Source organism: Longispora fulva, assembly GCF_015751905.1.
Taxonomy (GTDB): Bacteria; Actinomycetota; Actinomycetes; order Mycobacteriales; family Micromonosporaceae; genus Longispora; species Longispora fulva.
In genome coordinates this window covers 4,748,658-4,765,197 of the sequence record NZ_JADOUF010000001.1, presented here as the reverse complement: position 1 = coordinate 4,765,197, position 16,540 = coordinate 4,748,658, and the positions used below count along the sequence as shown (strand labels likewise).

At 70.8% G+C, this 16,540-nt stretch carries 12 protein-coding genes; 9 read left to right on the top strand and 3 right to left on the bottom strand.

The genetic code is table 11. The annotated features are described in order from the left end of the window. Window positions 1-48: 48 nt before the first annotated feature. The 3 genes from IW245_RS21160 to IW245_RS21150 form a co-directional block, all read right to left on the bottom strand. Window positions 49-3,093 (bottom strand): PQQ-dependent sugar dehydrogenase, encoded by a 3,045-nt coding sequence (locus tag IW245_RS21160; RefSeq protein ID WP_233473046.1) that lies wholly within the window; start codon window positions 3,091-3,093, stop codon window positions 49-51. A gap of 154 nt (window positions 3,094-3,247) precedes the next feature. Further along, window positions 3,248-4,108, bottom strand: coding sequence for a DUF4097 family beta strand repeat-containing protein (locus IW245_RS21155; protein WP_197004906.1), 861 nt, complete (start codon window positions 4,106-4,108; stop codon window positions 3,248-3,250). Window positions 4,109-4,133: 25 nt separating this feature from the next. Continuing rightward, the gene (locus IW245_RS21150) at window positions 4,134-4,640 is read right to left on the bottom strand and encodes a toxin-antitoxin system HicB family antitoxin (protein ID WP_197004905.1); all 507 of its coding nucleotides are present in this window, start codon (window positions 4,638-4,640) and stop codon (window positions 4,134-4,136) included. Window positions 4,641-4,763: 123 nt separating this feature from the next. Between IW245_RS21150 and thyX the strand changes: the two genes are divergently transcribed. The 9 genes from thyX to IW245_RS21105 all read left to right on the top strand — a co-directional run bounded on the left by thyX (window position 4,764) and on the right by IW245_RS21105 (window position 16,456). After that, on the top strand, window positions 4,764-5,513 hold the full coding sequence (gene thyX / locus IW245_RS21145; RefSeq protein ID WP_197004904.1) for an FAD-dependent thymidylate synthase: 750 nt from the start codon (window positions 4,764-4,766) through the stop codon (window positions 5,511-5,513). 168 nt (window positions 5,514-5,681) lie between these two features. Further along, window positions 5,682-6,578 carry a 4-hydroxy-tetrahydrodipicolinate synthase gene (dapA, locus tag IW245_RS21140; RefSeq protein ID WP_197004903.1) on the top strand — a complete coding sequence of 299 codons (897 nt, stop codon included), beginning with the start codon at window positions 5,682-5,684 and terminating at the stop codon, window positions 6,576-6,578. Window positions 6,579-6,600: 22 nt separating this feature from the next. After that, a complete protein-coding gene (locus IW245_RS21135) occupies window positions 6,601-8,289 on the top strand; it encodes a ribonuclease J (protein ID WP_197004902.1) in 1,689 nt (562 codons plus the stop codon). A 123-nt stretch (window positions 8,290-8,412) separates the two neighbouring features. Further along, window positions 8,413-10,851 carry an FtsK/SpoIIIE family DNA translocase gene (locus tag IW245_RS21130; protein ID WP_197004901.1) on the top strand — a complete coding sequence of 813 codons (2,439 nt, stop codon included), beginning with the start codon at window positions 8,413-8,415 and terminating at the stop codon, window positions 10,849-10,851. Window positions 10,852-10,970: 119 nt separating this feature from the next. Then, window positions 10,971-12,446, top strand: coding sequence for a 30S ribosomal protein S12 methylthiotransferase RimO (rimO, locus tag IW245_RS21125; protein WP_372445208.1), 1,476 nt, complete (start codon window positions 10,971-10,973; stop codon window positions 12,444-12,446). Window positions 12,447-12,462: 16 nt separating this feature from the next. Further along, a complete protein-coding gene (gene pgsA, locus IW245_RS21120) occupies window positions 12,463-13,035 on the top strand; it encodes a CDP-diacylglycerol--glycerol-3-phosphate 3-phosphatidyltransferase (protein ID WP_197004900.1) in 573 nt (190 codons plus the stop codon). Window positions 13,036-13,156: 121 nt separating this feature from the next. After that, window positions 13,157-13,507, top strand: coding sequence for a helix-turn-helix domain-containing protein (locus IW245_RS21115; RefSeq protein ID WP_197004899.1), 351 nt, complete (start codon window positions 13,157-13,159; stop codon window positions 13,505-13,507). A 331-nt stretch (window positions 13,508-13,838) separates the two neighbouring features. Then, on the top strand, window positions 13,839-15,653 hold the full coding sequence (locus IW245_RS21110; protein WP_197004898.1) for a substrate-binding domain-containing protein: 1,815 nt from the start codon (window positions 13,839-13,841) through the stop codon (window positions 15,651-15,653). Beyond that, on the top strand, window positions 15,653-16,456 hold the full coding sequence (locus IW245_RS21105; RefSeq protein WP_197004897.1) for a hypothetical protein: 804 nt from the start codon (window positions 15,653-15,655) through the stop codon (window positions 16,454-16,456). Before IW245_RS21110 ends, IW245_RS21105 begins: the two co-directional genes overlap by 1 nt. The last annotated feature ends 84 nt before the right edge of the window (window positions 16,457-16,540 follow it).

Sequence of the window (16,540 nt, the reverse complement as noted above, 5' to 3'; positions counted from 1 at the left end):
CGAGAAAGGGCCCCGGGTGATCACCCGGGGCCCTTTCTCGTGGCTAGGTCACGTCCGTCGGAACAGGATCGTCAGCGTGTCCCTGAGCACCGGATCGGCGGTGGAGAACTGCACCGCCGTCGACCCGTCCGGGCTCTCGATCCCCACGGTCGACGCGCCGCCCTGCTCGCTGGCCCGCGCGTCGAGGTACTGGTAGTTGAACCGGATGTTCCCGTTCGGCGACAGGATCACCTCGAAGTTCAGCCGGTAGGACTTGTACCCGTAGATGTAGACGTTGTTCCAGTCGAGCACGAAGTCGCCGTTCACGGTGGCCGTCCGCAGCGCCGAGGCGGTGTCCATCTTCAGGTCCGTCCAGAACGGGTAGATCCCGTTGTTCGGCGCGGCGCCCGACGGGATCGCGCCCCGGGTGATCACGCTGGACGGCATCGAGGTGAACGACAGCATCCCGTTGGTGTCCACCCAGGCCGTGGAGTAGTTCGCGCCGTAGAACGGGAACGCGAACGGCAGTGTCACCTGCTGCACCGCGTCGTCGCCGGTCAGCGGCGTCACGGTCGTCCCGGGCACGTACGCGCCGGCCGTCGAGTCCACGCAGCTGTACCCGGCGTTGTCGTGCAGCGCCGTCACCGCCACGTTCGCCGTGGTCGTGCCGGACACCGTCACCGAGGCGGTGTGCGGGGTGACGCACCGGCCGAGGCCCTGGGTGACCGTGACCCCGTAGTTGCCGGAGGTCACGTTGTCGAACGAGTAGCCGCCGGTCGCCGAGGTGGTCGTGGTGACCCCGCCGGGGTTCAGCGTCACGGTCGCCCCGGGCAGCGGGCGCCCCGAGCCGTCGATGGTGACCGTGCCCGACAGCCCCTGCTGCGCCGGAGCCCCGGCCGTGAACGTGGCCGTGTACGTGGTCTCCGTCGTCGGCACCGTCGCGACGTGCGTCTGAGCCCCGCCGTCCGACCAGCCGGTGAACGTGTAGGTCACGCCGTTGAGCGTCTGCGGGCTCGGCGCGCTGATCGTGTTGTGCGAGCCGGAGATGACGACCTGGCTGAAGGGGGCGGCCTCCGTGCCGTACACCGTGGACAGTGTCAGGCCGGGCGGGTTGGTCGAGAAGTTCAGCTTCGTGGTCTTCGGTTGCAGGGTCACCGACGTCGTCGAGCTGCGCCCGCCGGAGTCCGTGGCCGTGAGCACCAGCTCCAGGTGCGACGGGAAGTCGTGGTCCGGGGCGTCGAACGCTCCGGAGGCCACCCCGGTGAAGTTCTGCAGCACGTGGGTGTGGCAGCTGGTGTCGGTCACGCAGTGCTGCAACCGCAGCTCCCATTTCAGGGCGCTGGGCGGCAGCGCGCCCTCCTGCGGGCTGTTCGCGTGCCCGGAGAACGTGATGTGGTCGTCGACCTGCCAGGTCAGCGCCGCGTCCGGGGTGTCGATCACCGCGACCGGCGCGCCCACCCCCACGGATATCGGCACCGTGGTGCTGTTGCTGGCCCCGCTGGTGTCGGTCACGGTCAGCTTGGCCGTGAACGACCCGGTGCCGGTGTAGGTGTAGGTCGGCGAGGCGGTGGTCGCGTCGACCGTGCCGTCGTTGGTGAAGTCCCAGGCGTAGGTCAGGGTGTCGCCGACGTCCGGGTCGGAGGAGCCGGTGCCGTTGAACTGCACGGCCAGCGGGGCGGGGCCCGAGGTCGGCGTCGCGGTGGCCGCGGCGGTCGGCGGCTGGTTGCCGGAGAAGTAGCGCACCCGGCGCACCGTGCCGCCGGCGATGTCGGCGTAGTACAGGTCGCCGCCCGGGCCGACGGTCAGGTCGGTCGGGGTGGCCGCTCCGCCGTCGAACAGCTCGATCTTCGTCGGGTCCGGCAGGCCGCCGGCCCCGGGCATCATGGCCCAGATGCAGCTGCGCGCGTAGTCGGCGAAGAACAGGGCTCCGTTGTACCGGCTCGGGTAGTTGCCCATCCCCGCCGTGTAGAACGCCAGCCCGGTCGGCGAGGAGCCGTCGATGGCGCAGTGGTCGTTCGGCACGACGGCGTCGGCGTGGTTGTACGCGAAGTACGGCCGGGTCGTCGAGTTCGGCGTGTTGTACAGGGAGGTGCACAGGTTGAGGCCGGCGCTGGCGTACCCGCTGGTCTTGTGCAGCCCGCCGTTGTCGCCCTCGTAGCAGGGCCAGCCGAAGTTCTGCGGGACGGCGGCCTTCGGGTTGACGACCCGGTTGATCTCCTCCCAGGTGCGCCAGCCCACGTCGCCGACCCAGATCTCGGAGGTGCCGGGGCGGAACGTCAGCCGGTAGGGGTTGCGCAGCCCGTACGCCACGATCCGCTTGGTGTTGGCGTCCTGCCCGCTCGCGTACCACGGGTTGTCGTTGAGCGGCTGGGCCGTGTTCGGGTCGATCCGGATGATCGTGCCGCCCAGCGGGGTGTGGGTGCGGTCCACGGCCCGCACGGACTGGCTGCGCAGCGCGCCGCCCTCGGCGGTCGGTGCCGTCTGCACGCCGCCCACGCCGCCGGGCGGGTCGTCGCACGGGTTCACCGCCGGGTAGCCGGCCTGGCCCCAGTCCGCCCAGGTCGGGCTCGCGCCGTCGCCGCCGGAGACGTACAGCGCGCCGTCCGGGCCGAACTCCACGCTGCCCACCGAGTGGGTGAAGAACTGCTGGCACCAGTCGTTGAGCAGCACCTGCTCGTTGCCGACCATGTGGTTGCCGCTGGCCTGCAGCCGCGACAGCCGGCCGCTGATGACGCAGCCGTCCTGGGTGCCGGGCGGGTTGGGGCAGCCGTCGCCCCAGCGCGGGGCGGTGCCGCCGATCGCGGCGTCGAAGGAGTAGAGCACGTAGACGTACGGGTTGGTCGGGAAGTTCGGCGGCACGGCCAGGCCGAGCAACCCCCGGTCCGTGTAGTCGTGCACGTTCGTCGACAGGTCGGCGAACACGTCGGGGGTGGTGTCGGCGAGGGAGTCGAAGACCTTGATCACGCCGCCCTTCTCCGCGACGAAGATCCGGCCGTCGGGGGAGAAGACGATGTTCGTGGGCTTGTTCAGCCCGCTCAGGACCACTTGTTCCTGAAAACCGGACGGCAGGGTGGCGGCCTGGCCGGGCTCGGCCCCGACGGGCACCCCGATCACGGTAAGTAGTGAACCCACCACAGCGAGAGCTGCGAAAAGGGCACGGCGGCGCATCGACATGGCAAAGAATGTAAGCCCATGACTTGTACCGCCGACAGCCCTGTCGCCTACATGACGACAGGACTGTCCGAACGGTTCTTGAACTCCTGAACGATCAGGCGGCGTTGTGCACCCGGTGCACCTCTATGTCCCCACTCGCAGTCCGGATCTGGAGCGTGAGCTGCGAACCGGTGGGCGGGGTCGCGCTACCCCCGACATTGAGGTCGCTCGTCGTGCGCCCGCTGGCCGTGGACAGGTCCAGCCACACCGCGGTCCCGGCGAGCACCCCGACCTTCACGTCCCCGGAGGCGGTGTTCACCTTGACCATGCCGGACCGGGTGGACGCGATCTCGACGTCCCCGGAGGCCGTGTTGGCCTTCACCGAGCCGCCGACCGGGCCGACCCGGATGTCGCCGCTGGCCGAGCGGGTGGACGCCTCGCCCTGCACGCCGCCGATCGTGATGTCCCCGGACGCGGAGTGCGCGTCGACGCTGCCGCCGACGTCCCCGATGTACAGGTCCCCCGAGGCGGTGTTGGCCTTCAGCGAGCCGCCGACCTGGCCGACCCGGAGCACGCCGCTCGCGGTGCTGACCACGGCGTCGCGGGCGGCCTCGTCCAGGTGCACCTCGCCGGACGCCGAGTTCAGCCGCACCTCGGAGTAGCGGCCCTTCAGTCGGGCGTCGGCGGAGGCCACCTTGACGGTGACGGTGCTGTGCTCCGGGATCCTGGCGGTGACCCGGAGTTTCGCGCTCTTCCAGATGATCCTCAGGCCCTTGCTCTCGGGCGCCTCGACGAGGAGTTCGTCCCCGACGAGCTCGACCCGGGTGTTGGCGGCGGCGTCGCGGGACGCCTCGCTGGAGTCACCCGGCTCGACGGTCACCACGACGGTGTCGCGGGGCTCGGCGGTCACCTCCAGGCTGCCGGCGGGCACCCGGAAGGTGCCGTTGATCGGGCCGGGGGCGGCGAAGTCGTACATGTGTCAGTCCTCCGTGGGGGGTGGTCTAGGCCTGGGCGAAGCCGGTGAGCCGGCGGCCGTAACGGACGTGCGAGGAAGTGAACGGCGGCTCGCCGGGGTTCTGCACGGCGGAGCCGATGGCGCGGACCAGCCAGGAGTTGACCGAGATGCCCTCGGCCTGCGCGGCGCGCTCGACGGCCTGCTTGAGTGGTTCGGGGAGTCGGAGCGTGATCCGGGAGATGTCGCCGGTGTCGGGCTCGCCCGGGGCCGGCGGCGGCATCGGGGGCATCGGCGGCATCGGGGGCACCGGCATCGACTCCGACACCACGATGTCGGCGTCCCGGCCGCGCAGCCGGATCTCGACGCTGGTGTCGGACAGGCGGGTGGTGATCTCCGCGGCGGCGTCGGACAGCGCCTCGAGCAGGGCCAGCCGGGCGGAGGCCTCGAGCGAGCCGGTCAGGAGCTCCGCCGCCCGGGTCACCTCCGGACCGCCGGGCGCGGCGGCCGCGGCGAGATCGCGGCGAAGTGAGTCCAGGTACGGGGTAAGTTCCATGACGTCATCATGACATCAAAACTGCCGTCGCGCAATGTCATCGCTGATGTCACGAGGTCGACGTCGGGCCTCGTCGCGGCCCGAGGTCGCTAAGCTTGCCGCTGAGCTTAGGAGGAGCCTGCTATGCCCGAGATCGTCCCCCCGAAGGTCCAGCTCATCGCGTGGACGCACTTCGAGCCACCGGTCGACGTGCCGTGGGAGACCGACGCCGAGGGCGGCCAGGCGCTGGCCGAGTTCGCCGGCCGGGCCTGCTACCAGTCCTGGTCGAAGCCCAACCCCGCCACCGCCACCAACGCCGGGTACCTGGGACACATCCTCGACGTCGGCCACCTGTCGGTGCTGGAGCACGGCACCGTCTCCTTCTACTTCTCCGGCCTGTCCCGGTCGTGCACCCACGAGCTGATCCGGCACCGGCACTTCTCCTACAGCCAGCTGTCCCAGCGCTACGTGCCCGAGCGCGACGCCGCCATGGTCGAGCCGGCCGTGATCGCCGAGGACCCGGAGCTGCACAAGCTGTTCACGGCGGCGGCGGAGGCCAGCGTGCTGGCGTACCGCGAACTGCTGGAGGGGCTGGAGCGCAAGTTCGCCGACGAGGGCAACGCGACCCTGCGCCGCAAGCAGGCCCGCCAAGCCGCCCGGGCGGTCCTGCCCAACGCCACGGAGACCCGGATCGTCGTGACGGGCAACTACCGGGCCTGGCGGCACTTCGTCGCGATGCGGGCCACCGAGCACGCCGACGTCGAGATCCGCGAGCTGGCCGTCGAGGTGCTCCGCCAACTGCTCGGCAAGGCCCCCAACGTGTTCGCCGACTTCACGATCTCCCGGCTCGCCGACGGCACCGAGGTGGCGTTCAGCCCGCACGAGGCCATGTAACGGGGTCGGCACGCTGTGCGATGACCTGACGAGCCCCGTGGCGTACCGGACCCCCGACCGGCGCGGCACGGGGCTCGATCCCGTCCCGGGGGCCGTCGGGATGTGTCCCGCGACAGCTTGATCGGCGCTCGGGGTTAACGGCGCCGGTCGATCAGCTAGGTTTGTGGCATGACGAAGGTAGCCACCCATCCGTTCGGTCGCCTGATCACGGCGATGGTGACGCCGTTCCTGGCGGACGGCTCCGTGGACCTGCCCGGCGCCCAGCGCCTGGCGACCTACCTGGTGGACGAGCAGCACAACGACGCGCTGGTGATCAACGGCACGACCGGCGAGAGCCCCACCACCTCCGACGTGGAGAAGGCCCGCCTGGTGGAGGCCGTGGTCGAGGCCGTCGGGGACAGGGCGCGGGTCGTCGCCGGGGTCGGCACGTTCAGCACCGCGCACACCGTCGAGCTGGCCCAGTCGGCGGAGAAGGTCGGCGCGCACGGCCTGCTGGTCGTCACGCCCTACTACTCGAAGCCGCCGCAGGCCGGCCTGCTCGGGCACTTCACCGCCGTGGCCGACGCCACCGGCCTGCCCGTGATGCTCTACGACATCCCGGCCCGCGCCGGCGTGCCGATCCAGACCGAGACCATCGTCCGGCTGGCCGAGCACGAGCGGATCGTGGCCGTCAAGGACGCCAAGGGCGACCTGGCCGGGTCCTCCGACGTGCTCCGCCGCACCGGACTGGCCTACTATAGCGGCGAGGACTCGCTGACCCTGCCGCTCCTCGCGGTCGGCGCGGTGGGCATCGTCGGCACGTCGACCCACCTCAGCGGGGTGGGCACGAAGCAGATGATCGAGGCGTTCGAGCGCGGCGACCACGCCGAGGCGCTCCGCCTGCACCAGCAGTTGTTGCCGATCTACACCGGAATTTTCCGTACCCAGGGCACCATCCTGGTCAAGGCGGCCATGAACGCGCGCGGCCTCCCCGGCGGCCCCGTCCGTTCCCCGCTCGTCGACGCCACGAAGGAGGAGCTGGCCACGCTGCGCGCGGACTGCGCCGCAGCCGGCCTTGCCCTATGACATCTGAATCAGGAGAGAAACTGTGACCGAAGCGCACGCGGAGCTGGGCCCGCCGCCCCCGCTCCCCAAGGGAGGGCTGCGGGTCACCCCGTTGGGTGGGCTCGGCGCGATCGGCCGGAACATGACCGTCTTCGAGTTCGACGGCAAACTGCTCATCGTCGACTGCGGCGTGCTGTTCCCCGACGTCGACCAGCCGGGTGTGGACCTGATCCTGCCGGACTTCTCGACGTTGCTCGACCGGCTGGGCGACATCCAGGCCATCGTGCTCACCCACGGTCACGAGGACCACATCGGGGCCGTGCCGTACCTGTTGGCGCACAAGAACGACATCCCGCTCGTCGGCTCGAAGTTCACCCTGGCGCTGGTCGAGGCGAAGCTCGCGGAGCGGCGGATCACGCCGTACACGCTGACCGTCACCGAGGGTGACCAGGAGCGGCTCGGTCCGTTCACGTGCGAGTTCTTCGCCGTGAACCACTCGATCCCCGACGCCCTGGCCGTCGCGATCAAGACGGACGCCGGGGTCGTGCTGCACACCGGCGACTTCAAGATGGACCAGTTGCCGCTCGACGGCCGGATCACCGACCTGGCCGGCATGGCCCGGCTCGGCTCCGAGGGCGTCGACCTGCTGCTGTCGGACTCGACGAACGCCGAGGTTCCGGGCTTCGTCACCCCCGAGCGCCAGATCGGCCCGGTGCTGGACAACATCTTCCGGGACGCCAAGGGCCGGATCATCGTCGCGTCGTTCGCCTCGCACGTGCACCGCGTCCAGCAGGTGCTCGACTCGGCCCAGTCGCACGGCCGGAAGGTGGCCCTGATCGGCCGCTCGATGCTCCGCAACATGGGCATCGCCCGCGACCTGGGCTTCCTCAAGATCCCCCAGGGCCTGCTCGTCACGATGGACGAGATCCGGGAGCTGCGGCCCGACCAGATCGTGCTGATGTCCACCGGTTCGCAGGGCGAGCCGATGAGCGCGCTCGGCCGGATGGCCACCGGCGACCACCGGCACGTCACGATGGAGCCCGGCGACACCGTCGTGCTCGCGTCCTCGCTGGTCCCCGGCAACGAGACCGCCGTGTTCCGGGTGATCAACCAGCTGTCGCGGGCCGGAGCGATCGTCGTGCACAAGGACGTCGCCAAGGTGCACGTCTCCGGGCACGCCCCGGCCGGCGAGCTGCTCTACCTGCTCAACACGGTCAAGCCGACCAACATGATGCCGGTGCACGGCGAGTGGCGGCACCTGCGCGCCCACGCCCGGCTGGCCATCGACAGCGGCATCCCCGCCGACCGGGTCGTGCTCTGCGAGGACGGCGACGTCGTCGACCTGGTCAACGGCCGGGCGAAGGTCGTCGGCCACGTCAAGGCCCGCTACGTCTACGTGGACGGCCTGGCGATCGGCGACGTCGGCGAGAGCCTGCTCACCGAGCGCAAGATGCTCGGCGACGGCGGCTTCATCTCCGCGACGGTCGTGGTCGACTCGGTGACCGGCAAGGTCGTCGGCGGCCCGATGGTGTCGGCGAAGGGCTTCTCCGACGACCCGGCGGCGTTCAACCCGGTGCTGCCGCTGATCACGGAGGCGCTGGACCGGGCGGCGGCCGACGGGATCGGCGACCCGCACCAGCTGCAGCAGATCATGCGTCGGACGGTCGGGCGGTGGGTGAACGACAAGTACCGGCGCCGGCCGATGATCGTTCCCACCGTGGTCGAGGTCTAGACGGCGTTCGGGGTGCGGGCGACCGCACCCCGAAAACGATTTGTCGGGTATCGGTGAGACACAGTGGCCGGCCCGGATGCCAAAAGCGGGGCTCATTGATGATCTACCGTTACCGTGTCACCTATGGCTGGTCGCGCAACTCCGAGCGGTGGCCGCACGTCCTCCTCTACGCGGGCTGCGGCCGGGCGTTCGTCCACCCCTCGTAAGACCGCGGCGAAGGCCGCTCCGCGCAAGGCCGCGCCCGCCAGACAGTCGAGTCCCCTCGCCCCGGTCGGCAAGGCTCTGGGCAGCGCGTGGATGGGCGGTGCGAACGCCGTGGGTTGGATGGCGCGCGGGCTGGGCCGCAGGGCGGCCACCGCCAAGGACCTCGATCCCGAGCACCGCCGCGACGGCGGTGGGCTGCTCCTGCTGGGCCTCGCCCTGGTGCTCGCGGTTGCCGTGTGGTTCGACGCGGCCGGCCCGTTCGGCAAGTGGCTGTCGGACACCGTGCGCTGGTGCGTGGGCGCCGTGTCCGCCGCGCTGCCGGTGCTGCTGGCCTGGGGCGCGATCCGGGTGATGCGCAACGACCCCGACCCGGAGCACCGGGGCCGCGGCCTGGTCGGCTGGGGCGCGTTGATCTCCTCCGTCGCCGGGCTGCTGCACGTGATCGGCGCGCCGGAGACGGTCGCCAAGCAGGCGTACGCGGGCGGCATGCTCGGCAGGGGCTTCGGCGGCCTGCTGGTGGCCGGAGTCACCGGCTGGGTGGCGATCCCGCTGCTCCTGCTGTTCCTGCTGTTCGGGCTGCTGGTCATCACGGCCACCCCGCTGAACCGGATCCCGGAGCGGATCGGCCGGCTGTGGTCGATCGCCCTGGGCCAGGCCCCGGCCGTCGAGTCCTACGACGACGACTCCGAGGAGGAGGACGAGCCAGCGCCGACCCGCCGCCGCCCCGCGCGCCGCCGGCAGGCCGCGCTCGTCGAGCCGGTGTCGGAGTACGAGACGGAGGAGGTGCCCGAGGTCGCGCCGTCGGCCCGCCGGGTGCCGTCGACCCGCAAGGCCCCGGAGCACACCCCGCCGCCCACCCGGGCCGAGCAGCTGGCGCTCACCGGCGTGGAGGGCGACTACAAGCTGCCGCCGCCGGATCTGCTGGGCAAGGGCGAGCCGGCCAAGACGCGTTCGAAGGTCAACGACGACGTGATCGCGTCGCTGACCGGGGTGTTCGACCAGTTCAACGTGGACGCGATGGTCACGGGGTTCACCCGGGGGCCGACGGTGACCCGGTACGAGGTCGAGCTCGGCCCCGGCGTGAAGGTCGAGCGGATCACCCAGCTGTCCCGCAACATCGCGTACGCGGTGAAGAGTCCCGACGTGCGGATCATCAGCCCGATCCCGGGCAAGAGCGCGGTCGGCATCGAGATCCCGAACCTGGACCGGGAGAACGTCTCCCTCGGCGACGTGCTGCGCGCCCGGGCCGCGACGTCCGACCACCACCCGATGGTGGCGGCGCTGGGCAAGGACATCGAGGGCGGGTTCGTCGTGGCGAACCTGGCGAAGATGCCGCACCTGCTCGTCGCCGGCGCCACCGGTGCCGGCAAGTCCAGCTGCATCAACACGCTGCTGGTGTCGATCCTGTCCCGGGCGACCCCCGACGAGGTCCGGCTGCTCCTGATCGACCCCAAGCGGGTCGAGCTGACCCACTACGAGGGCATCCCGCACCTGGTCACGCCGATCGTGACGAACCCTAAGAAGGCGTCCGACGCCCTGCAGTGGGTCGTCAACGAGATGGACATGCGCTACGACGACCTCGCGGCCAACGGGGTCCGGCACATCGACGACTTCAACCGCAACGTGCGCAACGGGAAGATCAAGGCGCCGCCGGGCAGCGAGCGCGTGATGCGGCCGTACCCGTATCTGCTGGTGATCGTCGACGAGCTCGCCGACCTGATGATGGTCGCGCCGCGTGACGTCGAGGACGCGATCGTCCGGATCACCCAGCTCGCCCGGGCCGCCGGCATCCACCTGGTGCTGGCGACCCAGCGGCCGTCCGTGGACGTCGTCACCGGCCTGATCAAGGCGAACGTGCCGTCCCGTCTGGCGTTCGCGACCTCCAGCCTCGCCGACTCGCGGGTCATCCTCGACCAGCCGGGCGCGGAGAAACTGATCGGCCGCGGTGACGCGCTGTTCATGCCGATGGGCGCGAGCAAGCCGATCCGGTTGCAGGGCGCCTGGGTCGACGAGGCCGAGATCGCCGCCGTGGTGAAGTTCTGCAAGGACCAGCGCGACCCGGAGTACCGCGAGGAGGTCGTCGCCGCCCCGGCCGCCAAGAAGAAGCCGGAGGAGGACGTCGGCGACGACCTGGAACTGCTGATCTCCGCGGCCGAGCTGGTGGTGACCAGTCAGTTCGGGTCGACGTCGATGCTCCAGCGCAAGCTGCGGGTCGGGTTCGCCAAGGCGGGCCGGCTGATGGACCTCATGGAGCAGCGGGGCATCGTCGGGGCGTCGGAGGGCTCCAAGGCCCGGGATGTCCTGATCAAACCGGACGAGTTGGACTCGGCGCTGGACGCCATCCGGGCCGAGGGCTGACGCGCGCGGGGGACACTCCACTCGTAACAAATGATGATTTTGAGGGTTTTGGGGTATTAGTGCGGTGCGGTGCCGCACAGCGGTCGGGAACTGTCGGCGGTGCCCGGTAGACTCGCCTGGTGTCTGCGCCCACCACCCCCCAGCGTCGTGTCGCCCTCGTGACCCTCGGCTGCGCCCGCAACGAGGTCGACTCCGAGGAGCTGGCCGGCCGGCTCGCCGCCGGCGGCTGGGAGGTGACCACGGACGGCGAGAAGGCCGACGTGGTCATGGTCAACACCTGCGGATTCGTCGCCTCCGCCAAGCAGGAGTCGATCGACACCCTGCTCGCGGCCAGCGACACCGGCGCGAAGGTCGTCGCCGCCGGCTGCATGGCCGAGCGGTATGGCAACCAGCTCGGCGACGCCCTCCCGGAGGCGTCGGTGCTCAGCTTCGACGACTACCCGGACATCTCCGACAAGCTCGAGTCGCTGCTGCGCGGCGAGGAGCACGAGGCGCACGTCCCGCGCGACCGGCGTTCCCTGCTGCCCCTGACCCCCGTGAAGCGGCAGAACAGCGGCGTGGTCATCCCGGGCCACGCCGTGGTCGACGACGCCACTCCGGCCCACCTGCGCCAGACCCTGCGCCGCCGGCTGGAGGGCGGCCCGGTCGCCTCGCTCAAGCTGGCGTCCGGCTGCGACCGGCGCTGCTCGTTCTGCGCGATCCCGTCGTTCAGGGGCGCGTTCGTCTCCCGGACCCCGGACGAGCTGCTGGCCGAGGCCGAGTGGCTGGCGACCCAGGGCGTCCGCGAGCTGGTCCTGGTCAGCGAGAACTCCTCGTCGTACGGCAAGGACCTCGGCGACCCCCGGCTCCTGGAGAAGCTGCTCCCGCAGCTCGCCGCGATCACCGGCATCGTCCGGGTCCGGGCCAGCTACCTGCAGCCGGCCGAGATGCGGCCCTCGCTCACCGAGGCGATCGCCACCACCCCGGGCGTCGCGCCCTACTTCGACCTGTCCTTCCAGCACTCGGCGGAGCCGGTGCTGCGCCGGATGCGCCGTTTCGGCTCCACCGACCGGTTCCTGGAGCTGATGGCGAGCATCCGGGAGCTGTCGCCGGAGGCCGGCGCGCGGACCAACGTGATCGTCGGCTTCCCGGGCGAGACCCGGGCAGACGTGGCCGAGCTGGAGCGGTTCCTCACCGGGGCCCGGCTCGACGCGGTCGGGGTGTTCTCCTACTCCGACGAGGACGGCACCGAGGCCGCCACCCTGTCGGGCAAGGTCCGCCAGGACACGATCAACCGGCGGTACGCCAAGATCAGCGAGCTGGTCGAGGAGCTCACCGCCCAGCGCGCGGAGGACCGGATCGGCACCACGATCGAGGTTCTCGTGGATCGGATATCCGACGGGGCCGAGCGGGACGCCTCGGGTCGTCCGGTCCGCGAGGTCGAGTCCCGTGCCGCGCACCAGGCCCCCGAGGTGGATGGTTCCACCACCCTTGTGGGTGGAATCGCCGATCAGGTGCGCCCCGGCGACCTGGTTCGGGCTACTGTCACGGCGTGCGGCGGAGTGGATCTGGTGGCGGAGCCGGTCGAGGTCATCGACCCGGCCTCCCGACCATGACACGATCAGGGGTGTCATGATCACTCCTGTGAAGCGGGTACCGATCCGTAACCCGGCCAACGCGCTGACGGTCCTACGGCTGATTCTCGTCCCGGTGTTCGCCGCCTTCGTGATCATCTCGGAGATGACGGACTCCTGGTGGCGCATCGCCGCGTGCATCGTGTTCGGCATCGCCTCGGTGACCGACCTGGCCGACGGCTGGATCGCACGCACCTGGGGGCTGATCACCGCCTTCGGCAAGGTGGCCGACCCGCTCGCCGACAAGGCCCTGACCGGGACGGCCCTGGTTCTGCTCTCGGCGTACGACGTGCTGCCCTGGTGGGTCACGGGCCTGATCCTCGCCCGTGAGCTCGGCGTCACCCTGATGCGCTTCTGGGTGCTCCGGCACGGCGTGATCGCGGCCAGCCGGGGCGGCAAGGTGAAGACGTTGCTGCAGATAGCGGCCATCGCGTGGTACTTGTGGCCGTTCTCCGCCGGGCTCGCCACGGTCGGCCCCTGGCTGATGGGCGCGGCCGTGATCGTGACCCTCGTGACGGGGCTGGACTACGCATTCCGGGCATTCGCGCTGCGGCGGAATACCCGGACCTGAGAAGCGTTGAAGTCGACAACGGTCTGGTATGTACCCGGTTCGCAGTGCGAGCATGTACGGTGACAGCGGTTGGTGAACGTAGCCCTACGGGTGCCAACTGGTATGGGGAAGGAGTGTGGCGATGATCCTGCTGCGTCGTGTGATCGGCGACACGCTGCGTTCGCGGCGGCTTTCCCAGCACCGCACGCTGCGCGAGGTGTCCACCGGAGCGAATGTGAGCCTCGGCTACCTCTCGGAGATCGAGCGGGGCCAGAAAGAGGCGTCCAGCGAGCTGCTGGCCTCGATCTGTGACGCCCTCGACGTGCCGTTGTCCCAGGTTCTCCGCGAGGTCAGCGACACGCTGGCCGTGACAGAGGATCGTCCAGCCGTGCTGCAGGCCGTGGGGGCCCCGACCGGCAAGCCGGTCAAGCAGTCGACAGCGAAGGCGTCGAACCCGATCGAGCGCAGTGTGGCGCACCTCCGGGCGGCCTGAGCGCCAGAATTCGCCGGACGGCGACCGCTTCCTGTGGGAAGGGGTCGCCGTTTCGTCGTGTGGGGGTGTTGTGCCGCGCTGACCGTTGGCGTCGGCGGGGCCGGGTGGTGAGCGCCGGGGGCACCACCCCCGGAGCCGGCATGAGATTGTCGGGGACTCAATGTCTTTGTCGATATTCAGACCGAGATGACCGCGACTCCCCGGAAGGTGCCCCTGGACGCCCAGGAAACGGCGTGCCGGCCACCGCGCACCCCGCCCGGAGTGGTGGGCGGGCGGCGCGGGGACTGGACGTGGGATGCAACACTGGGGCCCCACCCCTCCGGAGGCCCCTGTGTCCTACTCGACGCCCCCTACGTCGCGACGCAACCCGCTGCCGATCATCATCGCGGCCGTGATCGGCGTCGTGGCGATCGTCGTCACCTACATCGTGTTGAAGTCCGGCGGCGACGACGCCCAGCCCGGCGCGCGCAAGCACCGCGACGGCTGCGTGGCTCTCGACGTCAACTCCTCGGTCGAGAAGGCCGGCCTGCTCGGCCAGATCGCGGACGCGTACAACGGCGCGGGCCGCACGGTCGGCGGCAAGTGCGTGGACGTGACGATCAGCTCGACGGCTTCGGGCGCCGCCGCGGAGGCGCTGGCCCGGGGCTGGGACCCGGCCCGGGAGGGCGCGCCGGCCCCGCAGGTGTGGAGCCCGGCGTCGTCGTCCTGGCTCGCCCTGTCCCGGCAGCAGAGCGGCTCCGGGGACAAGGGCGTCGTGGTGCCCACGGGTCCCCAGCCGTCGATCGCGCAGTCCCCGCTGGTGCTGGCGATGCCCAAGCCGATGGCGGAGGCCCTGGGCTGGCCGGGCAAGCAGCTCGGCTGGTCGGACGTGCTGGGGCTGACCTCCGCCGGCTGGGGGAGCGTCGGCCACCCGGAGTGGGGCTCGTTCAAGCTGGGCAAGACCAATCCGCACTTCTCGACCTCGGGCCTGCAGGCCACCATCGGGGTGTACTTCGCGGCCACCGGCCTGTCCAGCGACCTCAGCGAGGCGCAGGTGACCGACCCGAAGGTCCTCGACTACGTGAGCAAGGTCGAGTCCGGGGTCGTGCACTACGGGGACACGTCGCTGACCTTCCTGGCGAACATGGCCGAGGCCGACAAGCAGGGCCGGGGGTTGGCGTACATCTCGGCGGTCGCGATCGAGGAGAAGTCGGTCTTCGACTACAACCAGGGCAACCCGACCGGCGACCCGAAGCTAGTCGGCAAGGGCACGAAGCCCCGGGTGCCGCTGGTCGCGATCTACCCGAAGGAGGGCACGCTGCTCTCCGACAGCCCGTTCGTCACCCTGACCACGGCCAGCGAGGAGCAGAAGGCCGGCGCCGCCGACTTCCTGGCGTTCGTGAAGGAGCCGGCCCAGCAGAAGCGGTTCACGGACCTGGCGTTCCGCTCGTCCGAGGGCAAGGCCGGGTCGGTGATCAGCCAGGACAACGGGATGCTGCCCCAGGCGAAGGTGGGCCTGCTGACCCCGCCGTCCCCGCAGGTGCTCGCCCGGATGGTCTCCGGCTGGGACGCGCTGCGCAAGCGGGCCCAGGTGCTGCTGGTCCTCGACGTGTCCGGCTCGATGGCGGAGACCGCCGCGGGCGGGAAGTCCCGGCTCGAGCTGGCGAAGGACTCGGCGCTGAAGTCACTGGAGCTGTTCAGCCCGGACGACACGGTCGGGCTGTGGACGTTCAGCACGGAGCGGGGCACGGCGACGACGCCGTACACCGAAAGGGTCCCGATCGGGAAGGTCTCCGACGTGAAGGCCCAGCTCCAGGAGCAGATCAGGGCGCTGAGCCCCGAGGGCGGCACGGCGCTGTACGCGACGGCCCGCGCCGCGCAGAAGAAGCTGCTGTCGGTGGCCGACCCGCGCCGGATCAACGCGGTGGTGCTGCTGACGGACGGGAAGAACGAGTACCCGAAGGACGACAACCTGCCCCAGCTCGTCACCGACCTGGACGCCTCGAAGATGGAGGAGTCCGTCCGGGTGTTCACGATCGCGTTCGGCGAGCAGGCCGACCTGTCGGCGCTCCAGTCCATCTCCCGGGCTTCCCGGGCCGCGGCCTACGACGCGCGCGACGCCGCGACGATCGACAAGGTCATGGTCAACGTGATCAGTAACTTCTGATGGCACTCCGCGACCAGCTCACCGACCCCTGGGGCATCCTCGCCGCCGGGCTCGTCGGCGGCCTCGGCGGGGCCGTGACGGCGGCGACCGTGTCGGCGGGGGTCGGCGTCGGGCTGGGCGTGGCCGTGGCCGCCGCCGTGTACGGCGTCCGGGTCGGCCTGGGTGTGGCCTTCGAGCCGAGGGCCACCAGGCCCGCCCAGGTCCCGTTCGAGGTGCGCAAGCTGCCGAGGCCGCCGAAGGGCAGCGTGGCCGCCCGGTGGCTGGACCGGGCCGAGGGCGCGGCGGCCGCGCTGCGCCGGCAGGTCGACGGCGAGCCCGACCCGGTCCTGCGGTCCCAGATCAGCCAGGTCGACGAGGGCGCGGCCAGCGTCCTGACCGATTTGGCGCGTTTCGCCGGGCAGGTCACCCTGCTGGCCGAGACGGCGGCCCGGATCGACGCGGCGGCCCTGCGCGACGAGTACGAGGCGCTGACGTTCGCCGCCCAGACCGGGCCCGCCAGCCTGCGCGAGGAGCGCCAACGGGCCGCCCAGGCGGTCTCGGACCAGATCGACTCCCACCGGCGGCTCACGGAGGCCCAGGAGACCCTTCTGGTGCGGATGCAGGCGGCCGTACTGGGCCTGGAGGGGCTCGTGGTCCGGCTGGCCGAGCTGTCGACGATGCACGCCGCGTCGGATGTGGCTGGGGACACGAGCAGCCGGGTACGCTTGCTGACCGAGGATCTTGACGGGCTCAGATCGGGTCTGGCGGACGCCGAGGCGCTCTCCCGACAGGTGCTCGCCGGCGAGCCTCCTCCCGGAGGATGATGGACGGGCGTCTGAGAATCACCCCGGAGTGGGTGTGACCACCGCACCCGGGCCTGCGACGATAGAGAGACAACCGCACGGCAC